The sequence below is a fragment of the Streptomyces sp. NPDC088747 genome (genome assembly GCF_044751025.1).
Classification (GTDB): Bacteria; Actinomycetota; Actinomycetes; order Streptomycetales; family Streptomycetaceae; genus Streptomyces.
The window spans coordinates 147435-173141 of record NZ_JBIVKZ010000007.1 but is presented as its reverse complement, the minus strand read 5'-3'; the positions used below and the strand labels follow the sequence as shown (position 1 = coordinate 173141).

At 70.5% G+C, this 25707-nt stretch carries 22 protein-coding genes and 3 pseudogenes; 13 read left to right on the top strand and 12 right to left on the bottom strand.

Going from position 1 to position 25707, the window contains the following annotated elements; genetic code table 11:
* Nucleotides 1-108: 108 nt before the first annotated feature.
* Entirely contained in the window at nucleotides 109-726 is a 618-nt protein-coding gene (locus ACIP79_RS18745) for a TetR/AcrR family transcriptional regulator (RefSeq protein ID WP_401224567.1), read from the top strand.
* 233 nt (nucleotides 727-959) lie between these two features.
* On the opposite strand, the gene ACIP79_RS18740 is transcribed toward ACIP79_RS18745, so the two are convergent.
* The 3 genes from ACIP79_RS18740 to ACIP79_RS18730 form a co-directional block, all read right to left on the bottom strand.
* Entirely contained in the window at nucleotides 960-1451 is a 492-nt protein-coding gene (locus ACIP79_RS18740; RefSeq protein ID WP_401224564.1) for a DUF6640 family protein, read from the bottom strand.
* 61 nt (nucleotides 1452-1512) lie between these two features.
* Nucleotides 1513-2586, bottom strand: coding sequence for an alkene reductase (locus tag ACIP79_RS18735; RefSeq protein ID WP_401224563.1), 1074 nt, complete (start codon nucleotides 2584-2586; stop codon nucleotides 1513-1515).
* Between the two features lie 138 nt (nucleotides 2587-2724).
* Nucleotides 2725-3471, bottom strand: coding sequence for an AraC family transcriptional regulator (locus tag ACIP79_RS18730; RefSeq protein WP_401224560.1), 747 nt, complete (start codon nucleotides 3469-3471; stop codon nucleotides 2725-2727).
* Nucleotides 3472-3526: 55 nt separating this feature from the next.
* On the opposite strand from ACIP79_RS18730, the gene ACIP79_RS18725 reads away from it, so the two are divergent.
* A complete protein-coding gene (locus tag ACIP79_RS18725) occupies nucleotides 3527-4834 on the top strand; it encodes an MFS transporter (protein ID WP_401224559.1) in 1308 nt (435 codons plus the stop codon).
* 130 nt (nucleotides 4835-4964) lie between these two features.
* Here ACIP79_RS18725 and ACIP79_RS18720 read toward each other — a convergent pair whose 3' ends face one another.
* Entirely contained in the window at nucleotides 4965-6137 is a 1173-nt protein-coding gene (locus tag ACIP79_RS18720) for a serine hydrolase domain-containing protein (RefSeq protein ID WP_401224557.1), read from the bottom strand.
* A gap of 227 nt (nucleotides 6138-6364) precedes the next feature.
* Here ACIP79_RS18720 and ACIP79_RS18715 point away from each other — a divergent pair, with 227 nt between their 5' ends.
* Both ACIP79_RS18715 and ACIP79_RS18710 read left to right on the top strand, forming a co-directional pair.
* Entirely contained in the window at nucleotides 6365-6736 is a 372-nt protein-coding gene (locus ACIP79_RS18715) for an iron chaperone (protein ID WP_401224554.1), read from the top strand.
* Nucleotides 6736-7194, top strand: coding sequence for an Imm7 family immunity protein (locus ACIP79_RS18710; RefSeq protein WP_401224984.1), 459 nt, complete (start codon nucleotides 6736-6738; stop codon nucleotides 7192-7194). The genes ACIP79_RS18715 and ACIP79_RS18710 overlap by 1 nt, the downstream gene beginning before the upstream one ends.
* Here the strand turns inward: ACIP79_RS18710 and ACIP79_RS18705 are convergent.
* The gene (locus tag ACIP79_RS18705; RefSeq protein ID WP_401224552.1) at nucleotides 7181-7786 is read right to left on the bottom strand and encodes a hypothetical protein; all 606 of its coding nucleotides are present in this window, start codon (nucleotides 7784-7786) and stop codon (nucleotides 7181-7183) included. The genes ACIP79_RS18710 and ACIP79_RS18705 overlap by 14 nt on opposite strands.
* Nucleotides 7787-8218: 432 nt before the next feature.
* Here ACIP79_RS18705 and ACIP79_RS18700 point away from each other — a divergent pair, with 432 nt between their 5' ends.
* Nucleotides 8219-8881: a hypothetical protein gene (locus ACIP79_RS18700; RefSeq protein ID WP_401224549.1), complete on the top strand. Its 663-nt coding sequence runs from the start codon at nucleotides 8219-8221 to the stop codon at nucleotides 8879-8881.
* Nucleotides 8882-8961: 80 nt separating this feature from the next.
* Here ACIP79_RS18700 and ACIP79_RS18695 read toward each other — a convergent pair whose 3' ends face one another.
* Nucleotides 8962-10389, bottom strand: a complete 1428-nt coding sequence (locus ACIP79_RS18695; protein WP_401224547.1) for a carotenoid oxygenase family protein — start codon at nucleotides 10387-10389, stop codon at nucleotides 8962-8964.
* Between the two features lie 314 nt (nucleotides 10390-10703).
* Here ACIP79_RS18695 and ACIP79_RS18690 point away from each other — a divergent pair, with 314 nt between their 5' ends.
* Nucleotides 10704-11681 carry an aldo/keto reductase gene (locus ACIP79_RS18690; protein ID WP_401224544.1) on the top strand — a complete coding sequence of 326 codons (978 nt, stop codon included), beginning with the start codon at nucleotides 10704-10706 and terminating at the stop codon, nucleotides 11679-11681.
* A gap of 77 nt (nucleotides 11682-11758) precedes the next feature.
* A pseudogene (locus ACIP79_RS18685) lies at nucleotides 11759-12734 on the top strand (aldo/keto reductase).
* Between the two features lie 369 nt (nucleotides 12735-13103).
* On the opposite strand, the pseudogene ACIP79_RS18680 reads toward ACIP79_RS18685, so the two are convergent.
* A pseudogene (locus ACIP79_RS18680) lies at nucleotides 13104-13352 on the bottom strand (SGNH/GDSL hydrolase family protein); the annotation flags it as partial.
* A 313-nt stretch (nucleotides 13353-13665) separates the two neighbouring features.
* Complete coding sequence (locus tag ACIP79_RS18675) at nucleotides 13666-14715, bottom strand: zinc-binding dehydrogenase (protein ID WP_401224542.1); 1050 nt, start codon at nucleotides 14713-14715, stop codon at nucleotides 13666-13668.
* Nucleotides 14716-14805: 90 nt separating this feature from the next.
* Between ACIP79_RS18675 and ACIP79_RS18670 the strand changes: the two genes are divergently transcribed.
* Nucleotides 14806-15366 carry a TetR/AcrR family transcriptional regulator gene (locus tag ACIP79_RS18670; RefSeq protein ID WP_401224539.1) on the top strand — a complete coding sequence of 187 codons (561 nt, stop codon included), beginning with the start codon at nucleotides 14806-14808 and terminating at the stop codon, nucleotides 15364-15366.
* 28 nt (nucleotides 15367-15394) lie between these two features.
* Here the strand turns inward: ACIP79_RS18670 and ACIP79_RS18665 are convergent, their stop codons facing one another.
* Nucleotides 15395-15853, bottom strand: a complete 459-nt coding sequence (locus ACIP79_RS18665; RefSeq protein ID WP_401224536.1) for a DUF6234 family protein — start codon at nucleotides 15851-15853, stop codon at nucleotides 15395-15397.
* 172 nt (nucleotides 15854-16025) lie between these two features.
* Here ACIP79_RS18665 and ACIP79_RS18660 point away from each other — a divergent pair, with 172 nt between their 5' ends.
* On the top strand, nucleotides 16026-16916 hold the full coding sequence (locus tag ACIP79_RS18660; protein ID WP_401224535.1) for an ATP-grasp domain-containing protein: 891 nt from the start codon (nucleotides 16026-16028) through the stop codon (nucleotides 16914-16916).
* A gap of 75 nt (nucleotides 16917-16991) precedes the next feature.
* Here ACIP79_RS18660 and ACIP79_RS18655 read toward each other — a convergent pair whose 3' ends face one another.
* Together ACIP79_RS18655 and ACIP79_RS18650 are read right to left on the bottom strand one after the other, a co-directional pair.
* Nucleotides 16992-17669, bottom strand: coding sequence for a 2-phosphosulfolactate phosphatase (locus ACIP79_RS18655; RefSeq protein ID WP_401224532.1), 678 nt, complete (start codon nucleotides 17667-17669; stop codon nucleotides 16992-16994).
* A gap of 83 nt (nucleotides 17670-17752) precedes the next feature.
* On the bottom strand, nucleotides 17753-18271 hold the full coding sequence (locus tag ACIP79_RS18650; protein WP_401224530.1) for a winged helix-turn-helix transcriptional regulator: 519 nt from the start codon (nucleotides 18269-18271) through the stop codon (nucleotides 17753-17755).
* A gap of 200 nt (nucleotides 18272-18471) precedes the next feature.
* Between ACIP79_RS18650 and ACIP79_RS18645 the strand changes: the two are divergent.
* Together ACIP79_RS18645 and ACIP79_RS18640 are read left to right on the top strand one after the other, a co-directional pair.
* Nucleotides 18472-18795: pseudogene (locus ACIP79_RS18645) on the top strand (SDR family oxidoreductase); the annotation flags it as partial.
* 27 nt (nucleotides 18796-18822) lie between these two features.
* The gene (locus tag ACIP79_RS18640; RefSeq protein WP_401224528.1) at nucleotides 18823-19182 is read left to right on the top strand and encodes a nuclear transport factor 2 family protein; all 360 of its coding nucleotides are present in this window, start codon (nucleotides 18823-18825) and stop codon (nucleotides 19180-19182) included.
* Nucleotides 19183-19302: 120 nt separating this feature from the next.
* Here ACIP79_RS18640 and ACIP79_RS18635 read toward each other — a convergent pair whose 3' ends face one another.
* Entirely contained in the window at nucleotides 19303-19968 is a 666-nt protein-coding gene (locus ACIP79_RS18635) for a cutinase family protein (protein WP_401224527.1), read from the bottom strand.
* A gap of 239 nt (nucleotides 19969-20207) precedes the next feature.
* On the opposite strand from ACIP79_RS18635, the gene ACIP79_RS18630 reads away from it, so the two are divergent.
* Together ACIP79_RS18630 and ACIP79_RS18625 are read left to right on the top strand one after the other, a co-directional pair.
* Nucleotides 20208-21734 (top strand): LuxR C-terminal-related transcriptional regulator, encoded by a 1527-nt coding sequence (locus tag ACIP79_RS18630; RefSeq protein WP_401224525.1) that lies wholly within the window; start codon nucleotides 20208-20210, stop codon nucleotides 21732-21734.
* 206 nt (nucleotides 21735-21940) lie between these two features.
* Entirely contained in the window at nucleotides 21941-25705 is a 3765-nt protein-coding gene (locus ACIP79_RS18625) for a hypothetical protein (RefSeq protein ID WP_401224523.1), read from the top strand.
* The last annotated feature ends 2 nt before the right edge of the window (nucleotides 25706-25707 follow it).

Below are 25707 nucleotides of genomic sequence, written 5' to 3'. Positions count from 1 at the left end.
AGCGTACGTGCCCTCCCACCTGCCTCCCAAAGCCGGACTCCGGTGCGATCCCGATGCGTCCTCACGGCACTGCGACATGGGAACGGGCAGCTCGTCTAGGGTGAGGTGGTGACTTCGGCGAACGATCTCAGTGGCCCGCCCCGCGGGGGCGCTTCCCCCTCCCGGGGCCGCCGCCGGGAGAACGCCATCCTCGCGGTGGCGCTGGAGCTGGTCGGTGAGGCGGGTTTCGATCGTCTGAGTGTCGATGCCATCGCGACCAGGGCCCGCGCCTCGAAGGAGACGATCTACAGCCGGTGGCGGACCAAGGACGAGATCGTCGCCGAGGCGCTGCGCCGTCAGAGCGAGGGAGACACGCCCGAAGTCCCGGACACCGGCAGCCTCAGGGGCGATCTCCGGAAGGTCCTCGACGCTCAGGCCATGGCGTTGGGCGGCAAGGGAGGCGTGTCGCTGCTCAGTCTGGTCGAGGCCGTTCGCGATCACCCCGGTCTGCGTGACACGGTCCGCGCGAACATCGAGCACACCCATGCCGCCATCGGTGGGACGGTCGCCGAGCGGGCCGTCGCCCGCGGTGAACTGGCCCCCGGCGCCGACGTGGCCACGTGCATCTCGCTCGCACTGTCGCAGTTGCTGTTCTCGGCGCTGCTCGGTGGTTCCGTGCCAGGTCGCGCGGACCGGGACAAGCTGGTCGACGAGGTACTGCTGCCCCTCCTCGTGTCCCGGGCTTGATCCTCTCCCGGCCTTGATCCTCTGCTACTACCGCATGCCAGAATTCCTCCGCGCGACCGGGGTGCCTCGGACTGCACTGCGGGGGGCATCGGCGGGGGCCGAGCGGGGCTCCGCCCGCCACCGGGCAGGCGTCCGGTGGCGGGCGGTCTTCGGCATGAGGACTCGGGCCGACCGCTACGGGACGTGACCCGGTGCGAAGCGGTGGCAGCCGACCGTTCGGCGGGGCGATCCGGCTAGCGGCCGGTCCGCCGCGCCCTGCCGGAGCGGACGCGCTCTGCCGTCACCGCACCAGTCACTCCCGCCAGCAGGGTCAGGGCCAGGGCCAGTTGCGGGTGCATCCCCAGCACTTTGGGCTCGGCGTCCTCGAATTCAGGGTCCGACGCCGCGGTGCCCGGGAACAGCAGCGCTCCGAACATGCCCAGCCAGGGCACCGCGGCGATCGTTGCCGCGGTGTTGAGATTGGCTTGCTGATCGCCTCCGCGCCGCGACAGGAGTCGTAGTCCGTAGCCCCCGCTCAGTGCACCCATCGCGATGTACTGAGCGTTGTGAAACTTCGCGTGCGGCGGCCAGTTGGGGTTGTGCATGTGCTGGCCGGCGCTCCGGGGAACGACGAAGTCGGCCAACAACGGGCCGACCCCGGTTGCCACCAGGGCGGCTCCGATCACAGCCCGCGACACTCTCGACACCGGCTTGTCCGTCGTTGTCGTGGTCATCGCCATCGCCATCGTCTTCCACTCTCTTTCTGCTCGTCCGGAACCGGACCCGAGCAGGAACTTGTCCTGTCGCTCAACTCGGCTGGTGTGTCGGGTAGTCGGTGTAGCCGGCGGCGTCGCCCCCGTAGGCCTTGCTCATGTCGGCCTCGGCGAGCGGGGCGCCCGTGGCGAGGCGCTGCGGGAGATCGGGGTTGGCGATGAAGAGCTGGCCGAAGGACAGGATGTCGGCGGCTCCTTCCTCGATGAGGCGGAGGTGGTCGGCGCCGGTGCGTGAGCCGGGGGTGGCCGGGTTGAGGATGAAGATGCCGGTCCAGGCGGCCCGTAGAACGGCCGTGAACTCCGGGGCGCCGGTTTCCATCACATGGAGATAGGCCAGCCCGAGCGGGTTCAGGGCGTCGATCAACAGGGGGTAGGTCTCGGTGTAGTCGTCCTCGACGATGTCGTTGAGCCAGTTGGCCGGGGAGAGGCGCAGGCCGGTGCGGGACGCGCCGATCGCCTCGGCCACGGCAGTGACCACCTCGACCGTGAGGCGGACGCGGTTGGCGGGGCTCCCGCCCCACTGGTCGGTGCGCCGGTTGGCGTTGGTCGCCATGAACTGCTGCAGCAGATAGCCGTTCGCGCCATGGATCTCCACGCCGTCGAACCCCGCGTCGATCGCGTTGCGCGCCGCCGCGGCGAAGTCCTGGATGGTCCGGCGGATCTCCTCGTCGGTCATCTCGCGCGGGACGACCAGGTCGCTCAGGCCTTCAGGGGTGAAGATCTTTCCGTCGGCCCGGACAGCGGAGGGGCCGACCGGGGTGAGTTGGTCGCGGTAGTTGGTGGGGTGGCCGACCCGGCCGGTGTGCATGAGCTGCGCGAAGATCACCCCGCCCTGACGGTGCACGGCGTCGGTGACCTCGCGCCATGCCTCCACCTGGGTCTCGTTGTGCAGGCCGGGGGTGTTGGGGTAGCCCTGGCCGACGGCGCTCGGCTGCGTCCCCTCCGTGACGATCAGGGCAGCGCCGGCCCGCTGGGCGTAGTACTGGGCCATGGTCGCCGTGGGGCTCTGGTCGGGGCCGTACGCGCGGCTGCGCGTCATCGGAGCCATCGCGATGCGGTGCTTGAGCTCCAGCCGGCCGATCTTGACGGGGTCGAAAGCGGTGGTCATCGTCGTCTTCCTTCGTCGGATACGAGGGGGAAGTGTCCGTCCCGCTCGACATAACCGTACGACGCCGTACGGAATTCCCGATGCCGCCGATTGCCACCGACAAATGCCGACTGCCGCCGAAATGAGGGCCTTACCCCCTCAGCCCCGCGGCTCGACCGCCGGGGCCCTGGCGTCCGCGGAGCGATAGGCGCCGGGGGTCTGGCCCATGACACGGGCGAACGTGTCCACGAAGGCACTGGTGGTGGCCCATCCGCAGCGGTGCGCGGCCTCGGTGACGTTGGCTCCGTCGGTGAGCTCGATCATCGCGTGGAACACCCGGACGTTGGTGCGCCATTGGGGGTAGGTGGTGCCGAACTCGGCTTGGAACAAGCGGCCCAGGGTCCGTTCGCTCACACCGGACTCACGGGCCAGCCAGGTGATGGTCCGCGGCTGTGCGAGGTCGTCGAGGACGAGCCGGCAGGCGTCGGCCAGCCTCGGGTCGCGCGCCCGGGGCAGTTGGAGCGGGGTGACGTGGGCGCGGCGCAGCCGGTCGTTGATGACGGCACGCAGCCGTTCCGTCTCCTGCGGCGGGAGGTCTGACTCGGTGCAGGCGATGAGCAGTTCCCGCAACAGCGCGGAGGCTGCCACCACTGTGGGTGTGCTCCCGGGAAACGGTGTGCAGTCGAGCGGAAAGCCGAGAGTGTGCACCATCGCGTGTCCGTACACGCGGTGCTCGTGCCAGGTGTGCGCGGGAGTCCACACCGCACGCTGGGCGCCTGCCACCCAGACGCCGTGATCGGTGCGCACAGCCAGGACGCCCTGACTGACGTAGAGCAGTTGGTGCTGTTCGTGCTGGTGTCGAGCAATGTACTCGCCCGGGAGATGCGCATGGCGGTTCTGCGACATAAGTGGTCACTTTATCGGAAGTCTCATGGTTGGGGTGCCCGCGATCGTGGGTCTCATGGATCAGAGCACGCCGGTTTCCCCTCCCGCCACGGAATCCTCAGCGTCGGCGCGCCGTGCCGCCAGGGGTTTCCTGCGGCATGCCGTCGCCGATACGCGGCCGCTGGCCACTCCTGCCTTCCGGCGGACGTTCCTCGGGCAGGGCGCCTCCGTCGTCGGCATGATGCTGACCGCTGTCGCCGTCCCGGTGCAGTTGTACGAGTTGACGGGGTCGTCCCTGGTCGTGGGCCTGAGCGGGCTGGTGGGGCTGCTGCCCGTGATCGCGTTCGGCCTCTACGGCGGTGCGGTCGCCGACGCGGTCGACCGGCGCAGGCTGTACCTGGGGTCGTGCGGGTTCACCTGGGCGGCGACACTCGCGTTGCTGCTCCAGAGCATGCTGGACGTGCGGTCGCCGGCGCTCATCCTTGTGCTGGTCGCCGTACAGGCCGGTGGGTTCGCCGTGTCGGCCACGGTACGCGGCGCGATCGTGCCGCTGCTCATTCCCGGCGGGCAGATCGCCGCCGCCAACGCGCTCGTCTACACCGCCGGCAACGTCGGACAGGTCCTTGGACCGCTCCTGGCCGGTGTGCTGCTCAGTACGGGCGGCGGGTACAGCCTCGCGTACGGGACCGACGCCGTACTCTTCACCGTCGCCCTGTACGCGGCCTTCCGCCTGCCCCCTCTCCCGAGTAGGGAAGGCTCTCAAAGCCCCGGGCTGCGCTCGGTGTTCGAGGGTCTGCGGTTCCTCAGCGGAAACCCCGTCGTGCTGATGTCCTTCGCCGTGGACGTCGCGGCCATGTCGCTGGCCATGCCGGAGGCACTGTTTCCCCAGGCCGCCGCCGAACGGTTCCACGGAGGTGTCGGCCCGCTGTACGCCGCGATCGCCGTCGGATCCGTCGCCGCCGGGCTGTTCAGCGGCTGGATCGGCCGGGTACGGCGCCAGGGTGTCGCGTTGACGTTCGCGGTCGTCGTCTGGGCGGCCGCCATCGGTGCCGCGGGTTTCGCGCGCACTCTGTGGACGGCGGTCGCGCTTCTGGTGCTGGCCGGCGCCGCGGACCTGGTCAGCGCCGTGTACCGGCAGACCATTCTCCAGGCCTACGTACCCGACCGGATGCGCGGACGTCTCCAGGGCGTCTACACGGTGGTCGTGGCCGGCGGGCCGCGGCTGGGAGACCTGCGGGCCGGGGCCATGGCCGCCACCACCTCGTTCACGATCGCCTGGTCCGGCACCGCTCTGGCCTGCGTGGTCATCGTCCTGTGCGCGGCCCTCGCCGTACGGCCGTTCTGGCGTTACGAAGCCGAGGCAGGCGGACGTGTGCCGACGTAGGGCTGACGATCACCGATGCCACCCGGCCTCCGATGACTACGAAGCTCCGCATGCCGAAGCCCGGTCCGCCGACACCGGCACCGCCCGCGTCCTGCCTATTACCTGCTCCGTACTCCCTACTCCGTACTGCCTACTGCTTCCGCAGCAGGGCGCAGACGAGGTTCTCCTGCACGGTCCGCAGCCGCTCCAACAGTTCCGGCTTGTTCGTCTTGTTGACCTGGGTGGTGAGGGAGACGGTCAGTGACCGCTTGCCATCCGGGGTGGCGGCGATCAGTTGGGTGTAGCCGGGGAAGTTGCCGGTGTGGCCGTACACCACGCCGCAGCGGGTGGTGTAGCGGAAGATGGCCAGTCCGGCGTCGTTCTTGCCCGGCCCTGCCGGTTCGGATGCGCCGTTCACCCAGTTCAGCTGCTGACGGCGGGTCCGGTCGGAGATCAGCTTGCCGCCCGCGTAGCCGCGTACGAAGGCGGTCATGTCCTTCGGCGTCGAGATGATCCCGCCCGATGCCCACACGCCCGACGCACTCAGTACCTCGCTGACGTCCTCGGGCGGGTTCGGCGGGACCACGTCGTAGCCGTGCATGTACGGCTCGGGCATTCGGTAGCCCTGCGGCAGGCTGGTGCTGTGCAGGTCCAACGGGCGGTACACGAGGTGTGCGAGCAGGTTCTCGTATCGGCGGCCGGTCACCGCTTCCGCCATCAGTGCCACGGCGATGTTGTCGGAGTTGGAGTAGGTGTACCGGGACCCCGGAGGGAACGCCAGCGGCTTGTCCGCCACGAAGTCCAGCAGTCGGCGGGAGTCGAAGTGTCGGCGCGGATTCTCGGTCACCAGCTCCAGGAACCTGGGGGCCGAGGTGTAGTCCGGTAGCCCGCTGGTGTGGTTCAGGAGCTGCCGCAGCGTCACCCGGTGCCAGGCGCGCGGCAGGCGGGGAAGCACCTTGCCGATGGTGTCGTTGAGACGGAGTGTCCCGTGGTCGATGAGCTGGAGGGAGACCGCTCCGCTGTACGCCTTGGCCGTGCTGGCGATGCGCATGTGGTCGGTGTCCTCGATCGGACGGCCGGTGCCGGTGTCGGCGACGCCGGCGCGGTGGACCTCGGTGTGGGATCCGCGCTTGAGGACGGCGATCACTCCGGGCGGTCCGCCGGGCGCGGTGGTCAGTTCCTGCAACTGCCGTCGCAGTGAACGGGGGTCGTCGGCGGGGGCATCCGCGGCCTGGGCCGAGGCAGGCACCAGCCCGGCGACGCAGACAGCGGCCAGCAGGGCGACAAGGGGCAGGCGGACCTGCGGAGAGCTGGGCACCAGCACGGAGGGACTCCTGAGGCGTGAGCGCAGTGGGACGTCCAGCTTCACTCGCCGGTCAGGAACCCGCGCGCGGCTCTGCTCCAACCAGAGCACAGTGGTGCCCGGCCCCTTGGCACGCAGCGGTTACCCCAGCGGCTGTGGCTGGGGCTGGGGCACAGTCGTAGCCGGGCGGCGCCGCGACCGGAGCCTCGTACCCTGACCGGGCAAGGCCCGCGTGCCACACTCCCACCATGAGCAAGCCACAGACGGTCGATGAGTACATCGATGGGCTCTCCGAGCAGCGCCGCGAGCTGCTCCAGCAGGTGCGGGCGCTGGCCCACGAGGTGGTTCCCGGGGCGAGCGAGGCGATCGAGTGGGGACATCCGGCGTGGGTGCACCCATCCGGGACGATCCTGTTCGTGACCAGCACCCACGCCCAGCATGCGAACGTGACGTTCACACCCAGCACGCGCGAGGCCTTCGACGCCGAGCTGGCAGACTTCACCACCGGCAAGGGATCCCTCAAGCTGCCGTACACCCGACCGGTACCGGCGGACCTCCTGCGCCGAATGATGGAGTTCCGGCTCCGCGAACACGAGCGGGATGGCGTGCTGTGGATGTGATGCCATCGGCTTTGACGACGGCTGGGGGTTGCCATTCCAATCACCGCTCGTCGCCCGATGTGGTCGGTCTGTTCGAGTATGTGGCGGCGGTTGCTCCCGGCTACTCCGGGCTCCTCCATGTTCGCGATGACGAGGACCCCGGTCATGAGAACCAGGTCCGCGTGCTCAGGCTCGCTCGGGGCACGATCACGTGGCACGGAGGCGCTGCGGCAGATGCGGTTCCAGGCGGGCTCATTCCGCGCTGGACCGCGGCGGCCCGGACACCGTACTTCTCCGGCATCCGGGCCTCCACAGCCATCAACGGGCACTGCCGCCGTCCATCCGGAGACGGGAGCAACGCCGTTCGCATCAAGGCGAGTTGGCTACAGGCCCCATCCAGAACACGCCCGCACGACACCGTGCGGCATCGGAGCGGCGGAGGGCCACACCTCGTCCCGGTGGCCCTCAGCCGATGTTGAAGTCGAGATTCGTCACGTACCAGAGGTCTTCGATCTTGTCGGCCTCGACGTTGATGTCCAACTGGCCCGCCTCCAGGCCGGTGGAGTGGGACAGGACGATCTTGTCGAGGCTCTGCCCGTCGACGATGATCTTGTCGGCGGGGATCTCCGCCTTGTCACCGCCGACCGTCATGTCGATCTCCACCTGTGGGTCGTCGGTGGGCGGCTCGGGCGTGAACGACTCACGGAACCCGTCGAGGTTCTTGTCCAACTGCTTCCTCTGGGGCGCACCGTCGGCGCAGGTCTCCTCGCTGCCGACCTTCGCGGGCGTCGAGCCGGAGGCGGGTTCCGCCATCACCAGGCAGGCCTCCTTGGGCTGCCCCTTGATGACGGCGGTGACCCACGCGGCGACAGCCCCCTCGGCCGTGGACTGGTCGGCAGCCGATGCCGACGGCGACGCCGGGGCGTCATCACCCGACTTCTCCACGTCGGCCGCGGGCGTGCCACTCGCGGACGACTTCTTGTCCGCGGCGGAGTCCTTGTCGCTCGAACAGCCCGCGAGCCCCACGACCACCGCCAGCGCGACCCCCGCGATCGAGCCGGTCCTTCGCACCCTCTGATCCACTAACACCACTGAGAACTGCCCTTCCTGGGAACGTACATGTATCTCAACGACACCACGGACAACTCTCGTCGCGGCCCGCTTCAAACATCAGTACGGGAATGAGAGCCGAACGGTTCTCATCCGAAACGATCTTTCGGGTATGGATCACGATCAGATTCAGGCCGGACGCGTTCACATCCCGAGGACGGAGCCAGCCTGACAACCAAGAGGGAAACAGCTGTCCCTGTGGGCTGCGACAGCACAACTCCCCTGCAGTACAAGCGCGTTGGATCCGCGCTTCCCCTGGCACCGCATCCGCCTCAGCCAGGCATGTGACCTTTCCGTATCCGCCACACGCACAACATCCGCAGATCATGGCCTGAAAGATGCGAGTACCATCCGGCTGCAGCACCACACGATGCAGGCGAAAAGGGAGCTGTCATGTCCGACGTCGAACCGACCAGCACACAACTCAAGTCGCAGTACGCCGCCAAGGTGACCGAAGATCTTGAGGTGAACGCCAAGGAGCAGGAACGTATCGGCGCCGAAGTCGCCGCACTCCAGGCACAGTTGGCCGCCCTGCAGAACGACCAGGCTCTGCTGGCGGACCTGCAGCGGGCACTGGGCGGGCAGAGCCCCGCGGCAGCCGACCCGGAACCCGGCAAGAGCGCGCCGGCCGCCCCCGCCCTGCCGCGACAGACCTCGGCGAAGACCAGGACGGCCAAGCCGAGGAAGGCCACTTCCGCGAAAACGGCGAAGTCGGCGGCGCCCGCAGCCAAGAGCAGCGCGAAGACCTCCGCACCGGCACCGGCACCCACACCGGCCGCAGCGGCCAAGCAGCCCACCCTCGTCGAGCTGATTCGCGACCATCTCGGCCGGCAGACCGAACCCCGCTCCGCCGCGGAGATCACCGCCGCGCTGTCCGAGGCTCACCCCGAGCGCGACATCAAGCCCAAGGTCGTACGCGTGACGATCGAAGGACTTGTCGCCAAGGGTCATGCACAGCGTGCCAAGCAGGGCAGCTCCGTCTTCTACACAGTCTCGGCGCCCACTCTCGCCGAGACCCCGGCAGAGGCAGAGCACGAGGAACCTGTCACCGTCTGACGGAGCGCACAGCCTCCGGCGTGCCCCCGCCGTTCCTCGTGGGACCACCGCTTACTCTTCCGGTCCCTGTCCGGTCCTCGTCACGGTTCCTCGGTGGGCAGCCATGTGCCGTGCAGTCCGAGGGGGACCCGTACGGGGATGCGTATCCGCGCGACGGGGCCCGAGGCCGGGTCCTCGGCCGGAAGGACCAGGAACCAGCTCTCGCCGTCGGTGCGGTCGGTGGCGAAGGTCATCCAGTAGCCGCGGTCGTCCGCGGACGCCTCCGGCCCTGGTTCGGGGGCGAACACCACCTCGCCGACGGAGAGGTCGCCCGCGTCCCAGGTCTGCTCGGCGCCCGTCTCGGCGTCGTACCAGCGCACGGCGTCGTACTCGCCGGACAGCAGGTCGGTCCGGCCGGTTCCGGTGGCCAGCGCGGTGTGGCGGTGGCGCCGGCCGATACGGCGGTCGTCTATGCGCGGGAACTCGACCCGGGCGTCGTCCAGCACCGTGCGGGACATGCGGCCGGCCACCGGATCGATCCGGGCACGGACCAGGCGCGCTGTCACGGGACCTGACTCGGTGCTCGGGCCGATCGTGAGCCGGTTCCACTCGACGTAGTCGAGGACGACGGGCGCCTGGGCCCCAGGGCCGTCGTCGTAGGCGTTGACCGAGTGCCACATCCAGAAGGCGTCGCCATCGGCCCACACCGGGGGCCCGCCGTCGCGCGGGACGAGCATCACCCGGGTACCGCGTTCCGGCCTCCAGGCAAGGAACGATCCGCCGGCCATGGCGGCGTCGAGATCGAAGAAGGCCGGGGCGAGGACGAGGACCACGTAGCGCGCCGTGAGTGCCATGTCGTGGATCATCAGGGGTTCGTCGACGCCTGCCACGGGCGTCGGACCACGGGTCACCGTTCCGTCGGGGCCGATCACGGACCAGGTGAGGTACGGCGGCTCCAGCGCGTAGCAGAAGACGACCATCTCGCCGGTGTCCGGGTCGATCTTGGGATGTGCGGTCATGCCCGCGGGCAGCGACCCGTCGAAGTCCTCGCGGCCGAGGGTCGCGAGATCGGTGTCGAAACGGTACGGGCAGGCGGCCTCGGCCAGTGCCAGCATGCGCCCTGCGTGGCGGACCACGTTGATGTCGGGCAGGTCCTTGAAGGTGTCGGCGAGTTCCGGGCCCACCTCGTCGGCCCCCGGCATGATCATCGACTCCAGCCCGCCCCACAGGGCGCGTCCGGCCTTCTCCTCGGCGACGAGCGCGGGCGTACGGACGAAGCGGTTGAGGTAGCGTGCCCGGCCGTCGGAGATCCGCACGGCGTGCAGCATCCCGTCCCCGTCGATCGGATAGAGGTACGAGCCGATCGGGGTGAACCGCGGATTCGGCCCGTTGCGCACGTACGTACCATCCAGCGTCGCGGGCAGTTCGCCGATGACCTGCAGGTCCTCGATGTCCACCTCGTCACTCACGGGCGCGAACGCTCCCAGCAGGTGCGGAACGCGGGTCGGATCGAAACTGGTGGCGTTCACGGCGGACTCCAGGCGCGCTCGTGGCGGGGATGGCGCCCGTTCCACACGCCGGCGCGGGGCGCCGCTCTCCTCCCAGTGAAACGCGCGACGGGCCGGATCGCCAGGCGTGCGCCTACCGGGTCGGACGCCTCCCCCACCGCACGGGTTCGTGGTGGGGGGCCCTGTCATTACCCCGAACGGCCCGGCCTGGCTGCCGCTTCACAACGGGGCCAGAATGTAAACGTCCGTTCCGCGCGCACTCACCTGCCTCGTGCGGGGCAGCAGTGGGAGAAGGCGGGGGCCGGATATCCCGATCACAGAGACGGAGTAACACTGTGCAGCGTGTCAGGCTCGGCGACCTTGAGGTTTCCCGGATCGGACTGGGTGCCATGGGCATGTCCCACGGCTACACCGGCGCGGGCACGGACGACGCGGAGTCGATCCGCGCGATCCACCGGGCCCTGGAGTTGGGGGTGACGTTCCTCGACACAGCCGAGGTCTACGGCCCCTTCATCAATGAGGAGTTGGTCGGCCGGGCGCTCAAGGGCCGTCGCGACGAGGTGGTGCTCGCGACGAAGTTCGGCCTCATCTCGCACTCGGGGCGGCCGTCGGGGCAGCTCGACAGCAGCCCGGCGAGTATCCGCGTCGCCGTCGAGGGTTCCCTGAAGCGGCTGGGCACCGACCACATCGACCTCTACTACCAGCACCGCGTCGACCAGACGGTGCCGATCGAGGAGACCGTCGGCGCGCTGGCGGAACTGGTCGTCGCGGGCAAGATCCGGTACATCGGCCTGTCGGAGGCCGGTCCCGAGACGATCCGCCGGGCGCACGCCGTGCATCCCGTCACCGCTGTGCAGTCGGAGTACTCGCTGTGGACGCGTGACCCGGAGGCCCGGGTGCTGCCCGTGCTGCGGGAGCTGAACATCGGCTTCGTGCCGTTCTCCCCGCTGGGCCGCGGCTTCCTCACCGGGACCATCCGGTCCACGGCCGACTTCGACGCCGACGACTTCCGCAGGAACAACCCCCGGTTCACCGACGAGAACTTCGAGCGGAACCTGCGAAGCGCCGCGGAGGTCCGGGCCGTCGCAGCCGACGCGGGTGTCACCCCGGCACAGGTCGCCCTGGCCTGGCTGCTCACCCGGGGCGCGAACATCGCCCCGATCCCCGGCACCAAGCGCGTCGCCCGCGTCGAGGAGAACGCCGCCGCCGACGCGGTGGAGCTGACCGCCGCCCAGATCGAGCGTCTGGACACCATCACCCCGGCGAGCGGCGACACCCACGACGAGGCAGGTATGCGCGCCATGGAGCGCTGACACCCGAGCAGCGGACCCGCCGCCCCGCCACAGCACGGGCCCACCGGGCCCACCCGGACGTCGAAAGGACCAACACCGTGGAGTACACCCGTCTGGGATCGTCCGGACTGAAGGTCAGCCGTATCGCGCTCGGCTGCATGAGCTTCGGCGACCCGGCCAAGCGGATGCCGTGGGTGCTCGACGACGACAAGGCCGCTCTTCCAGCAGGCCGTCGACCTGGGCATCACCTTCTGGGACACCGCGAACATCTACGGCCTGGGCACCTCCGAGGAGATCGTCGGGCGCGCCCTGAAGGAGTACGTACAGCGCGACGACATCGTGCTCGCCACCAAGCTGTTCATGCCCACGGGTGAGGGCCCCGGTGGGGCGGGCCTGTCCCGCAAGGCCGTCATGGAGCAGGTCGACGCCTCGCTCAAGCGCCTGGACACCGACTACATCGACCTGTACCAGATCCACCGTTTCGACCCGGAGACGCCCGTCGAGGAGACGATGGAGGCGCTGCACGACGTGGTCAAGGCGGGCAAGGTCCGCTACCTCGGTGCCTCGTCGATGTGGGCGTGGCAGTTCGCCACGATGCAGCACACCGCCCAGGCGGGCGGGTGGACGCGGTTCGTCTCCATGCAGGACCAGTACAGCCTGGTCCATCGTGAGGAGGAGCGGGAGATGTTCGGCCTGCTCGCCGAGCAGGGCGTCGGCAGCATCCCGTGGAGCCCTCTCGCGGCGGGTCTGGTCACGCGTCCCTGGGGTGAGAAGTCGACGAACCGTGCGAAGGGCAACCCCGACACCGACCCCAAGGGCCGGCCGCTCTTCCTGGACAGCGACCGGGCCATCGTCGACGCCGTCCAGCGCATCGCGGAGGCTCGCGGTGTCCCGATGGCACAGGTCGCGATGGCCTGGGTCCTGCGCAACCCCGTCGTCTCGGCGCCGATCGTCGGCGCCACCAAGCCCCACCACCTCGCCGACGCCGCCGCCGCGCTCGACATCCAACTGACCGACGAGGAGACCAACTCCCTGGAGGAGCCATACGTCCCGCGCATGCCGACATACTTCTGAGGGCCACTCCTCGCTCAGAACCCCCCGCCGTGCGATGCCATTGACGGTCCTCGCGCCCGCAACTCCCCTACGCCGCCCACGCGTTCGCGTCGGCGGCGTAGCCGTCCGACGGCAGACGGCAGACGGCAGACGGCAGACGGCAGACGGCTGCCTCACGGACCTGCGGGCGACGCGGGCGGGGCGGGACAGGGGGGCGGCACGCAGGGGGTGACAGCCTGCGTGGCGTCGGGTCCGTGCGCCGGCACTGGACGACCGCCGAGACACCTACGCCGTCGACGAGGGCGAGGGCGAGCACGAGGGCACCCCGTAGGCGGGGCCGCCGTGCAGGGACGGGGCCTGGCCACCTGCGGGTCGTACGCGCTGACGGACCTGGGCCGCGCGCTGGACGGCGGAGTTGAGGTGTGCCTGTATGGAGCGCAGATAGGGGACGTCGCCGGCGGCGATCGGATGCTTCGCGAAGCAGGAAGGGTCGGCGGTGGCCGGCGTGATCCACGGGTAGCCCAGGGCGGCGACGCGGGCGCCCGGGGACTTGGCCCGGATGTCCTGCAGGGCCTTCTTGAGCGCGGGGTAGGTGTTCGCCTCGATCTGGTCGACGAAGCTGGTGCCGTTCTTGTCCTTGGATCACGCCGTGCACGTGTCCCCGGCGGTCACCGGGGACGACGGCGATCTGGTGAAGGCGCCGCCCTACTTCGAGGGGTGCGTGAAGATCGAGCACATCCTGGATCTGGTCGACAGGACGGGCATGAGCCCCGCACACGTGGCCACGCGCCTGTCCCGGATGAAGTATCCGGTCCCCGAACAGATCTGTCCGACCCGGCCAACGGCCGACCCTGCACGACAGCGGTACAGAGGGCAGCGTCTACGTCTGCCACGGCGCCGTGAGCCCGACGACGGCGCACCTCCCGCTCGGCCTTGACCCCTCGCACGGAACTCAGGGGTGCATGACGATCTTGCCCACGTGCCCCCTGCGAGAGAGCTCCTCCTGAGCCTGAGCGGCCTGTTCCAGGGGGAAGGCCGCGGCGATCACGGGCTGGACCTCCGCCCGACGAGCCAGATCCATGAGGAGGTCGAAGTGCGTGGGGGTGTGCATCGCGGAACCGATGACCTGGGCGTTGTGCAGGTAGAGACGGCGCACATCGAAGGTCACGCCGTATCCTCCGAGCGCGCCGGCGATGACCCACCGGCCCCCTTCGCGCAGCAACGGCAGCCCTTCGCCGACCAGTTCACCCGCCACGACGTCGAGTGCGACGTCGATGCCCTCCGGGGCGGCGGCGCGAATCTGCCCGGCGATGTCTCCCGCGCGGTCGATGACCTCGTGCGCCCCCGCCTCGCGCACCGCGTCGATCTTGGGTCCGCTGCTGATGGCGAGCACCGTCGCGCCGCGCGCGCGGGCGATCTGCACCAGGGCGATACCGACGCCACCGGACGCTCCCGAGACGAGGGCGGTCTCCCCCTTCCGCAGCCGGCCTCGTTCGATCATGCCCAGCGCCGTGCCGTAGGCGGTCGGCAGCGTCGCGAGCTGGTCGTCCGTGAGCGGAGAGTCCGTCACGTCGTACACGCGCTTCACCGGTGCCGTCACGTACTCGGCGTATCCGCCGTCGCGCTCGCTTCCCATGAGGCCCACCGGGTTGGCGTCCGGCCCCTCGGTGTCGTAGATGGCGGGGTCGACGACCACTCGGCGTCCTACGAGGTCTCCGGATACGCCGGTCCCGACGGCCACGATCCGGCCGGCCACGTCGGCGCCCTGGATGCGCGGGAAGTCGATCGGGCCGCGCCAGCCCGACAGCGCCTTCGGGTCGTCCGGACGGCCGTAGGCGCCCTCCCGGGTCCACAGGTCGGTGTTGTTCAGCGCTACCGCGGCGACGCGGACCAGCACCTCCCCCGCCTGGGGCATGGGGACGGCGACCTCCGCCCGCTCAAGGACCTCCGGTCCCCCGTGCCTGGTGATACGGACTGCTCGCATGAAATCGGACGAGCCCATCGCTGGAACCTCCTCGGGTATACTGATCTGTGAACTTCTCCCACCGTACACCGTTCTGTGAAGGGGCTCTCAGTGCAGGAAGCGCGGCCTATGACGTCCGCCGGTCGCCGCATCCTGGCGGCCGCCGAGGAGCTGTTCTACAACCGCGGCATCACGGCGGTCGGGGTGGATCTGATCGCCGAGCACTCAGGCGTCACCAAGCGCACCCTCTACAACCAGTTCGGCTCGAAGGACCACCTCGTGGCGGCCTGTCTCACGGAACGCGACCAGCGCTGGCGGTCACTCGTCCGTGAAGCGGTCGACGCCGCCGGGACTCCCGCCGCGGCCGTCACCGCCCCCTTCGAGGCCCTGCGGATCTGGAGCGAGACCAACACCCGGGGATGTGCCTTCATCAACGCCCTGGCAGAACTCCCGGACCTCTCACATCCAGCACATCGCGTCGCCACGAACCAGAAGCTCTGGCTGCTGAACCTGTTCGAGGAACTCGCCGCCGCGGCGGGCTGCTCGCACCCTGCCGCCCTCGCCACCCGGCTCCTCGTGCTGCACGAGGGCGCCCTCGCCATGCAGCCTCTCTCGCTCGACTGCCTTCCGCAGAGCACCGAACTGGCACGATCCCTGGTCCGGGCCGACATGTCGCCGTCCGGCCGGTAGACCGTTCTCGGGAGCCCAGCCACTGGCCCTACCGGCCGACTGCGGGGTCCGACGAGGCACAGGGCACTCCGGCCCCTGTCGGGCACGTTGGCAGCGGAGACGGGTGGGCACGCTCGTACTCCTCGTGCCAGGCATTCCCTACGGCGATCAACGCTACGGCCGCCACGAGCAGTTGGACCGCTCCCGCGTAAGGGTGCGCCGAGCACAGGAAGGCAACGGCGACCACGAGCACGCACAGCGTGAACCCGCCGAGCCAGAGGATGGGGACCCAGTCCATCGCCGGTGAGCCGGATCGCTCGTCCGCCCTGCCCCATCCACGGAGGCCCAGCGTCAACCCCAGCAGGATGGCGGCCGGTATCTCGATGAGCAGCACGATCAGACTGATGCAGCCACCTGAGAACCCGTCGCCTCGCGTAACCGAGGCGTTGCCAGGCCGGCGACCGGTCGTCGGCAGGTCCGGTACGGGCGGACTCGGTTCGAAGCGCATGGCCGCAGGCTCGTGGGTCATTCCGTGCGCTGCCCTGCGATTCACCAGGTCGCAACCGAGTCGTGTCCGAGCTGAACCCGCCCACGCCGCCATAGTCCGCAACGGGCGAGGCATGGTGTCCCCGACGGGAAACCAGTGGCCCGCGCGCTGGTGGTTCCGTAGCGTCTCGGTCATGCCGATGTCCGTCCTGTACTGCCGTGATCCGTTGATGCCTCGACGCGTGGACGAGCACTTCGCGCCGGAGGCACAGCAGGTCCGCGCCTGTGGCGGGACAGTCGGACTGATCGACCACGACGCGCTGTTGCGGGGCGACGTGCGGCAGGCTGTCGCACAGGTCCCTGCTGGGCTGGGACACGCCTGGTACCGGGGCTGGATGATTCCCAGCGATCAGTACGCCGCGTTGGCCGAAGCGCTGAGCAGACGTGGAACCGAACTGCTCGTCACGCCGGAGCAGTACCGCACCGCTCACGAACTCCCGTCCTGGTATGCGATGTTCGTCGACATCACGCCCGCGAGCGTGTGGCGCCCCACCAAACCCGGTGAGAAGTTGCGCGTCGACGACCTGGCCGCTCTCGCCCAACTCTTGCCGCCAGGTTCGGGAATCGTGAAGGACTACGTCAAATCCCGCAAGCACGAGTGGAACCAGGCCTGCTTCATTCCCGACCTCGCCGACATCGTGGAGCTGACACGGGTCGTGCAACGCTTCGTAGAACTGCAGGAGGACTTTCTGGCCGGCGGGATCGTCCTCCGCGCCTTCGAGGCTTTCTCGAAGCCTGAGTCCGTGCTTGAGTCCGTCGCGGCTGAGGTGCGCGTGTGGTGGCTGGATGGTGAACCCAGGCTGCTGACACCCCATCCCGACAGCCCGATCGAGCACGGACTGGTACCCGACCTCGACCAGATCGGGCCCGCGGTGCGGCGCCTGGGCTGCCGGTTCGTCACGACCGACGTGGCCCTCCGCTCGGACGGAGTGTGGCGGGTCGTCGAAGTCGGTGACGGCCAGGTCAGCGATCTGCACCAGTCGAGCAGCCGAGGCGAGTTGGCCGCACTGCTGGTCGGTCCGTAGCACCTGTTGGGTGTGCGGTGCGGCAGTTGCCACGCCAACCGCCGACTCGAACTAAGGAATCCGGTCAAGCCCGCCCTAGACAGCCTCATGCGGACGCAGAGTCATGAGCGAGCCTTCCAAGGTCGCCACCATGGCGAAGGGGAACCGGTCGAGCTCAAGACAGAGTTCGACGTCATCGGGATGGACTCCTTGGCGCACGCCCTCCGCCAGTTCGGCGGCGGCGCGCGAGTCGGCGGCGCGGCGGAGGAACTCGGCGGAATCCGTCTCGGCCTCGGTGACCCTCCGAGCGATGTACTGAGCGCAGGCCAGGTCCTCATCGGCCTGCCCGTCCTCGCCCGTGACGACGAAGGTGACGGTGTCGCTCCGCCGTGTCGACAAGAGCCTGGCCGTCGCCTCCGCCACCACGAAGCCGGCGCACAGCACGAGCGACGCCTCCTTGACCGCGAGGGCTCCGACCGTGCCTGCCGTGGTCTTCTGCACAACCGTCCTTCCGCCAAGGTCGACGGACCTCAGCAGACCCGGCGAGTTGACGGCGTCGAACCCGGGCGCGGGCGGACCGTCCTTGAGCGCCAGCCAATCCGGGTGGCGAGCCTTGAGCGCCAGGGCTTCGTCCAACGACTCGGCAAGAACGATCTTTTCGGCCCCCTGCCCAAAGGCCCAGGCAGCCACGGTGAAAGCGCGCATGACGTCGACCACGACCGCCACGGGCGGGGTTTCGACCAGTTCAGCGATACCAAGGAAACGAGCGTCCATTCCGGTCATGATCACGCATGTCGGCCGCTAGGCACCCGGAGAGTGGGGCACATCACGTCGCCTGTCTCGGCAGGCAGCAGCCGTCAGCCGGTGGTACCGCCGTCCGAACTGGGCGGCGTGGTCCGGATGTAGCGGGCGCGCATGGCGGGGCTCGCGGCGGGACCCGCCGCGAACACGTACGCGCGGCTGTCGTCGAGGCGGTTGCCGGTCCTGGCGTCGACGACCACGGGTTCGACCTCCTCGCCGGCGGCCGCGTCGACCAGAATCATGCTGCGCTGCTCCGGATCCAGGCGGGAGTTGCCCCAGGCCGCCAACGTGACGATCACCGGGCGCAGCGAGCGGCCCAGGTCCGTCAGGACGTACTCGTGGCGGGTCGGGTTGGTCTGGTAGGGGCGGCGTTCCAGCAGGCCGTCCGCGACGAGGGTTTTGAGACGCGCGGTGAGCATGCTGGTGGAGATGCCCAGGTTCTCCTGGAACTGGTCGAAGCGGGTGAACCCGTCGAAGGCGTCGTGGAGGATCAGCAGCGTCCACCACTCACCGACGTGCTGGACGGTCGTGGACAGCGGGCATTCGAGATCCTCTGCCCTGATGCGGCTTGCCAAGGCTGACCACTCCTGACGAGTTACTGCTAATGTCGAAGCTACTTACTTCTATTCTAGCAGTAACGGTTGGGGCGGCCATGACGCCTGCCCGTACCCGAGAACGGAGCTCGGTCATGACCACTGCCGTCAGCGACATCGGCGACTCCCTGGAGGGGCGTCGCGCTCTGGTCACCGGTGGCACGAAAGGGGTCCCCGCGACCGCCGCGACGGCCGCGCTGACCACGTACAGCAAGGGCCTGGCCAACGAGGTCGCCCCGTACGGCGTGCGCGTCAACTCCGTCGCCCCCGGCTTCGTCCGGACGACCGCCGCCGACGACCTCGTCGTCCGCATCGCCGAAGGTGCCGGTACGAGCCACGAAACGGCCCTGAAGCAGCTCATGGACTCCCCCGGCGGGATTCCGCTGGGCCGTCCCAACCGCCCGGAAGAGGTCGCCGAGCTCGTCGCCTTCCTCGCCTCCGACCGCGCCTCCGCCATCGTCGGTGCCGAGCACGTGATCGACGGCGGCACCGTCCCCACCGTATGAACCCACCCACCACCGTCAGGAACCCACATGCACACCGGACAGACCCAGGACATCACCCCCGCCGACCTGCCGGAGGTGATCACCCGATATCTGGACGCCCACCGCGCCCGGGACACCGCCACAGCGCTCGCCACCTTTCGGTCCGGCGCCGAGGTGACCGACGACGGCAGCACCCACCGCGGAGCCCAGGCGATCGAGACGTGGCTGAACCACGCCGCCGGCGAGTACACCTACACGATCGAACCGACCGGCGCGCGGAAGGCCGACGAGGAGCGGTACGTCGTCACGCAGCACCTCGAGGGCGACTTCCCGGGCGGAGTGGTGGACCTCTTCTACCGTTTCACCCTCGGCGGCGGCCTGATCGAGAACCTGGTCATCGAACCCTGACCCGAACCGCCATGTCACGGCGGGCCGTTCAGCCGTTCCGAGGCGTCGGCCGGCACGTCCCGGGTTCCTCTCGGCCGCCCACTGCGGGCCACCCGCGGGGAGCGGGCGGCCCGATGCGGCTCAGCCGGCGTTGATCTTGTCGACGGCGAAGCGTGCTCCCGTCTGCACGCTGCCGTTGACGTGGTAGGTGAGGTGGGCGGCGGTGTTGAGGCCGTTGCCGCACACCGGGTCGCCGGTGTTGCAGAACTCCTTCGCCTTCGCGCCGTAGAGCCCGCTGGCCGAGTTGATGGTCCGGCCCGACAGCCGCAGCGGGTTGCCGAAGACCACGACGGCCTTGACCTTGGGGGCGAGGGCGGTGGGGATGGTCTGGCCCCTGCCCAGCGTCGTACGGATGCCGAGGGCGATGTCGGTGACGCTGGCGCCCTGGGAGTATCCGCCGAGGACGAAGGAGGTGTTCGGGCAGTTCGCGGCGGTGGACCTGACGTGGTTCGTCATCTCCGTGGCGCCCGGTCCCGCACTGGTCTGCGAGAAGTTCGCCGCGTAGTCGACGGCGTGGGAGGCGACCGTCTTGCCGGGCAGCCCGCTCTTGATGTTCCGCACCAGCGGTGCTCCCGTGATGCCGAGCCCCGGCGCCTCACCGCTGCCACGGGCGAAGACGACCTCGACGTCGGGGCACGGGGCGGCGGAGGCCAACGAGGGCAGGAGAGTCAGTCCGGCGGCGCCGAGCGCGGCGGTGGCGACGACGGACACGATCGTCAGCCGACGGCGTGATGCACGGTGGGACATGGGGGTACCTCTTTCCTGAGCGGTGGTACGGGCGCTCCCCAGGGGTCTTTTCGGACCTGATCGTCGAACGCAGTAGCAACGTAGGAAGCGCCGCGCCCCGCACGTATCAGTGGAATCACCAGTCGCCCACCGGTCGACCTCTTGTCAGACAACCGGTCAGCGATGCGGGGAATCGCGCCCGAGCACGCACGCCCCTCGCTACGCTCGGCACAGCGAGGCCACAGGGAACGGTGGTGCACGTGGGCCATGAAGCGACCCAGGAGAACTCCGACCACCGGGCCATTCACCCTGTCGGCGGCGACGAACTCCCGCAAGCGCGAGCGGAGATGGGCCAAGGTCTCCTGCTCCTGTGGGACGGCCCGGTCACCGACGCGTACAACCTGCTCCTGCTCACCGCCACGACGCTGCGTACGGTCGACCCCGCCCGCTCACGCACGGCCGGTGTGCACGCCACGCTCGCGGCTTGGGCGGGCGGCGACCGTGACGGCTATCGCAGAGCCCTCGACGAGCTGTGCGCCCCCGAGGACTCCCCCAGCGGCGCTACGGCGCACGACGCGGCCGACCGTGACCCGGTCGACGCCCTCTGGCGGGCCTACCGCGACGGCATGCGCTGCCTGGTGGACGGGGATTTCCACCGCGCCAACGTATTCCTGCGTCCCGTGCTCGGCCTACTGACGGCTCAGACCGAGGTGTCGAGTCTGATGTCGGCAGGCACGATCGCGCTCATGCTGGGTGACCTCGCGACGGCGCGCCAGGTGCTCGGCATCGCGCTGGCCACCGCGCGCGCCGACGGAGCGACGGCTCTCGTTCCTCGCGTCCTCGAGCATCTCGCCTACGCCGAACTGCGTGAAGGCAGCTACCACCAGGCCCGCGTACACGCCGAGGCCGGCCTGGAGTCGGTGGGCGAGCACGGTCAACGGAACGTGGCGGCGGGGCTGTCGGCTGTACTGGCGCTCGCCGCGTCGATCGCGGGCGGGCCATCGACCGTGGCCACGCACGCCCAGGCGGCACTGCGCACCGCCCACGCCCACGGGCTGAGTCAGACGAGCACGCTCGCGGAATGGGCCCAGGCCCGCGCCGACCTCGGGAACGGCCATGCGGAGCACGCCGCCGCACGGCTCGCCCCGCTCGTCAACAGCGGCCCGCGGCAAGGGCATTTCGGACTGTGGGTGATGACGGTCCCCTGCTACGTCGAAGCCGCCGTGCTCGCGGGCCACGACGTCGACACGGCAGACGTGATCGACCAGTACGCCGTCTGGGCGGCCATGGGCGCCGACCCGCAGGCACCCGCGCTGCTGTCACGCTGCCGGGCGCTCGTGGCGAGCGGCGAACGGAGCGAGGAACTGTTCGCCGAGGCCCTCGCGCGGCACGAGAAGGTCAACGGCCCCTACGAACAGGCCCGTACGCATCTCGCGTACGGCATGTGGCTGCGGCGCAGGCGGCGCCCCGGGGAGGCGAGGGTCCAACTGCGCAGCGCCGTCCTGGGGTTCGAGCAGAGCGGCGCGGACGTGTGGGCCGACCACGCCCGCGCGGAACTGCGTGCGGCGGGAGAGACGCTCGCCGCCGCGCCCGAACCCGGGCCGCTGAGCCTGCTCACTCCCCAGCAGTTGCGCATCGCCCGCTCCGTCGCCGAGGGCGCCACGAACCGTGAGGTGGCCCGGCAGCTCTCGATCAGCACGCGCACGGTCGAGTACCACCTGCGGAACGTCTTCACCCAGCTCGGTGTCCGCTCCCGGGTCGCCCTCACCCGGCTGCTCGCGGACTGAGGGCTGTCCCCCACGTGCAGGGCCGACACCCTGGTCGGCGTCACCCCGCCTGCCCGGCCGGCACCCGCGTGCGGTCCGGCCGAGTGCGTCGCGGGGCGCGGAAGTGCCGGTGAGTTGCCTGTTTGTTGCCTCGCTGGGCGCACCGCGGCCGGTGATACTCGGTGCTGATCACGGCGGGGAGTCGTCGGCTGACCTGGGGGCGCTCGATGGGTGCAGTGCTGGTGGTGCCGGTCCACCTGGACGCGCTGGTGCTGGACCGGGACCGCGATGTCACCGCGCCGACCGTCGACTTCACCGGCCTGCCGCACGTGGACCCGGTGAGCGGGCGGGACCACGGCCCGGACGTGCCGTACCTCGGTGAGGCACTGCTGTCGGTGCCGTTCCAGGACCAGACGTTCCGGCTCCGGGCGGGCGTACACCTGCACTGGGCGCTGCCGAACGCGCTGACCGGTCTCGACCACCGCCGCGCCGACGAGCGCACGGGCGCCCCGCTCGCCCCAGCCGTGCCGAACCGGTGGCTGGTCACGCGCAGCCGGGGCGGCGCCGTCGAGCGGCAGTGGGTCGTCGAGAGCGACTACTGCGCGACCGGTGACACCGGCGGTGTCCCGTACCCCTGTATCGAGGGCGAGGTGCCGGGACCCGCGGGCCCGCCCTTCCGGCGGCTCGGCCGGCGCGTACCGCTCCAGGTGTGGGAGCCGTCCGCGGATGGCGGCGAGGACGCGCCGTATCTGCGCCGTCTGACGGCCACCGGGTACGGGGAACCGGCCTTCGCCACGTTCTACCCGCACTGCCACAGTGTCTTCGGCCTGCACGACCCGGAGCCGGCCGGCGGGCCGGCGGCCGAGCCGCGATACGACGTCGTCGGCTGGTACGCCGACCTCGCGCAGGACGCGGCCGTCGCCGAACTGAGGCGCGTGGGTGGCGACTCGGGCGTGCCATGGCCGCAGGTGTTGAGCAAGGCGCTCGGCTGGGACACGGCGGCCGACGGCAGGGGAACAGGTCCCGACCGTACCGTCTGCGTGGGGCGGCTCGACCTCGTCCAGGACCGGACGGCGGGACCTGAGGGTGCACCCGGCGAGCCGGTGACCGTCTGCGTGGGCAGCACCCCCACCGAGGCGCTGGCCGCGCACCTCGGTGACGTGCTCCCGGGGGCGAGCCGGGACGGCCTTGAGGACCTGTTGGAGGCGCTCGCCTTCGCCGACGACCTGGAGTCCGCTCCGCTGGACGTCGGGACGAAGCTCGCGGAGGCGCGGCACGCGGGCACCTTCCGCACGCTGCCGTCCGGGCAGGTGTGGACGGTTCGGCCCAAGGACCGGCCGGCTGCGAGTGCGCAGGACGACCCGCCGGGCCTTGAGGGGCTGGCCCACCGCGTCGGCGACCTGCTCGACGCGCTCAACGGCGCGCAGGGCGCGTACGACCGGGCGGTGCGCGACCTCACCGGGATGCGCGAGGAACTGTTCGCCGACTGGTGCCGCTACCTGGTGTGCGCGTATCCGCCCGAGACCCGGCCGGACAGCTACCCCTCCCCCGACCTCGCGGCGTTCCACCTGCGACGGCAGGCGGCTCGCATCGAGCGGAGGCGGGTCGCCGTCGAGTCCACGCTCGCCGACGCGGTCCGGGACGCCGAGGCCGTGCTCGTCGCCGCCCTGGACGGCGATCTGTACGAGCCGGCCCGCGTTCCGGGCCCCAGCTACTACGAACCGCTGGAGCCCGTCGTCCTGCTCAGCGGAGCGGCGGCCACCCCGTCGGAGCGTTACGGCCAAGGCGACTCCCTCGACCCTGCCGGCCGGGTGGACTGTGTCCTCGTAGGCGTCGACGACGCGACGGTGGCGCTGGACCGCACCGACGCGCCGCGCGCCCTGCGGGACGCGGTGCTGGACGCCGTGGGCCCGCGGACGTGGGAACGGCAGCCGTGGCATCCGCTGTACCTGCACTGGCAGGTCGAGTTCTTCCCCGTCGCCCGGGGCGGCAACGTCTCCGCGGACTCCGGCTCCGGCCGCGACTACGCCGCCGACTACGTCACCGGCTCGCACACCCTGGACCGCAGCGAGGTGGAGCTGGTCCCGGTGCCGGGCCGCGCCGCGTTCGTCAACGCCGCCAACGTCTACACCGGCAGCACCGTGCTGTCGCCCGCCGCCCGCCCGGTGCTGTCCGCGCGAATCCTGCGGTACCTGGAGAAGCCGCTGCTGCTCGCCCGCAACGACGGTGCGGAGGAGTCCGCCCGGGTCACCCCTGAGCGGTACCGCGAAGATCCCGAACCCGTCCTGGACTGGTACCGCGAGAACGGCGAGGACACCCGCCTGCGCACGCTCGTCGACGCTCAGCGGCACCTCGCCCGGCACGAGCAGGCGAACCTCGCGCAGTCCCTCGGCGGATTCAACGACGCGCTGCTGATGCGCAGGCTCACCCGCCAGCTCCCCATCGCCGACCCGCTCGGCTTCCCCGGGAGCCAGGAACTGGCCCGAGTGGTCGACGCCGTCGTGGGAGACGCGACCCGGCTGTCCCCGCAGCCGCTGAGCGGGTTCAACCCGATCCGGGCGGGCGCGCTGAAGTTGCTACGGCTGCGTGTCGTCGACACGTTCGGCCAGGTCCGCGACATCGCCCTGGACGAGGACCGGGTGCGTACGACGACACGGCTGCGCGTGCCGGACCACCCCGACTGGGTCGCCCTGCCGCCCCGCCTGACGCAGCCCGCCCGGTTGTCGCTGCGATGGCTCGACGCGGGCGGCGACGCGGACGACGTGCTGCGCGAGACCAACGTGGTTCCGTCCACCTCCCCCGTATGCGGCTGGCTGCTGCCCAATCACCTCGACGGCGGCCTCGCCGTGCACGCCGCCGACGGCCGGGCGCTGGGCACCCTGCTGGCCCTGCCGGACCTCGGCGACGCCGACCTCGCGCAGTGGCACCCGGCGCCGGGCCGCCCCGCCACGGCAGTGGACGAGATTCCCAACCTCCGCCTGCGTACGGTCGTCCGGCACCTGCGTGACCTGGGCGCCGGAGGGGTCCGCGATCTCCTCGGCACCCTCGACGACGCGCTCGCCGCGATCGAACCGGAGGACTACGCCCTGCACCGGTCGCGGGCGCTCCTGGTCAGCCGCCCGGTGGCCGTCGTGCGGGCGGCGGTGGGCCTGGAGCTGATGGGCCTGCCCGCCGCGCACCAGGACTGGAACGTCTTCCGTCAGGACCTTCGGCGCGGCGGGCACGAGACCGACGGGTTCACCCGGACGCGGTTCCCCGTCCGTGTCGGCGACCACGGCAGGCTCGGTGACGCGGTGGCCGCCTACTGGGTGGAGCCGGCGCCGGGCGAGCTGCCCGAGGGCCCGCCCCTGTCGCCGTTGACCGCACCCCCGCTCCTACGGACCGTCGACGCGCCGCCGCAGAGCCTGACTCTGCTGGTCGACCCGCGCGGCGCGGTGCACGCCTGCTGCGGGGCGCTGCCGGCGAAGTCGGTCAGCCTGCCGGAAGCGCACTACCGGGCGGCGCTGGAGCGGATGGAGACGTGGTTCCTCAACGCGCCCGTGCTGACCGAGGCGGAGTCGGTCGAGGTGCCGCTCCCGCAGGAACCGGGGTTCCTGTGGTCGTGGACGGAGGCCACGCCCGCCGGGTGGACCGAGACCTCCACGACGCCGACGGTGCGGCGTGCCGACGTGCTGGCGGCGGTGGCCGACGTGCCGGGCACCGGGGACACCTGGGCCGCGCTGGTCCGGCTGGGCTGGATCACCCCGCTCGACGGCGACACCGCCACCGTGACCCCCGCCGAGGCTCGGGCCGATCCGGGCACGGACCTGCCCCTGGACGTCGTAGCGCCACTGGCCGGTCTGCTGGACCGGCCCGGGTTGGCCAACGCCCGCCTGGAGGCCCGTTTTCCGGACCGGCCGACCGCCCGCGAGGGCTGGCTGACACTGCGTCCGCTGCCCCCGTCGACTCCCGCGCCCGCGCCCGCCGGGCCGCCGACCGCACCGTCACAGTAGGG